This is a genomic window from Micromonospora sp. NPDC002411 (assembly GCF_053592955.1).
On sequence record NZ_JBSFBM010000651.1, the window covers coordinates 1 to 1,083 of the forward strand.

Genomic DNA, 1,083 nt, shown 5'->3' on the forward strand with positions numbered 1-1,083 from the left:
TCAGCACGCACAGCACGGTGCGGTCGTCGACGGTCGTCGACTCCAGGTACTTGTGTGGCCACTGGACGACGAGGTCGTCGACGTCCGGGAAGCGCCCCAGGCCCCCGGGGTGAGCGCGCCGGAGAAACAGCCCCGCGTCCACTCCTCGGCCGACCAGTCGTACTCGATCAGGTCCACCGGATCACCGGCCTGCGACCCGACCACCGTGACGAACGCATCCAGCAGGCACCGCCGACGCTGCTCGGGGGACATCTCCCGAAGCGCGGCGGCGTCCGAGGCGTAGCTGAACCCGGTCAACACCCCGAGCGGCGAGGTCGGGGTGGAGTTGTCGACCGTCTCGGTGAGCGGACCGGCGCTGCTCGTGGACACCCCGGACAACCCGTCGGCGCGCCAGAACGGCTCCGGGTAGACGGCGTGGACCTTCAGCGCCGAACCCATCGGCATCCGCTGGGTCAGCCCGTCGCGCAACGGAGGCAGCGGTGGGGCGTACCGGATCCGGCCCGCCAGAGCCGGGGCCAGCGCGACCACCAGGGCGTCGCCGTTCACGCGCCCGGTGTCGGTCCACGCCGTCACCCCGTCGACGTTCTGTTCCACGGCCCGCACCGGCGCGGCCAGCGTCAGCGCCCCCGGCGGCAGGGCGGCGGCCATCCGCTCGGCCAGCGCCGGGGGCCCGCCCACGATCCGGTCCTGCTGCGCGCCGCCCGCCATCCCCAGCAGGGGCCCGGTCCCGCCGGCGCTGCGCAGATAGAACAGCAGGTGCAACAACGACACCTCGTCCGCGCCGGTGGCCAGCAATCCACCGGCGAGCAGCCGCCCCAGGTAGTCGGCGGTGTCGTCGTCCCCGGCCGTGGCGCGCAACCAGCCGCCGAGGACCGTCCGGTCCCACTGCGCGGCCTCCGGCGCCTGCCAGGGCGCGCTCGGGTCCAGGCGGGCGGCGTACTCGTCGAGCGTGAAGATCTGCTGGTACCGCTCCGCCAGATGGTCGGCAGACGCGGACGATCCGGTCGATCCGATGGTCGCGCAGGGCGGGATCGCCCGGTCCCGTTCGGTGACCATCGACGTGCCCGAGCAGCCGGGTGCCGA

At 73.7% G+C, this 1,083-nt stretch carries 1 protein-coding gene; it reads right to left on the reverse strand.

The features are described 5' to 3' along the window. Window positions 1–1,032: a flavin monoamine oxidase family protein gene (locus tag ACWCO3_RS34775; protein ID WP_450014266.1), complete on the reverse strand. Its 1,032-nt coding sequence runs from the start codon at window positions 1,030–1,032 to the stop codon at window positions 1–3. Window positions 1,033–1,083 lie beyond the last annotated feature (51 nt).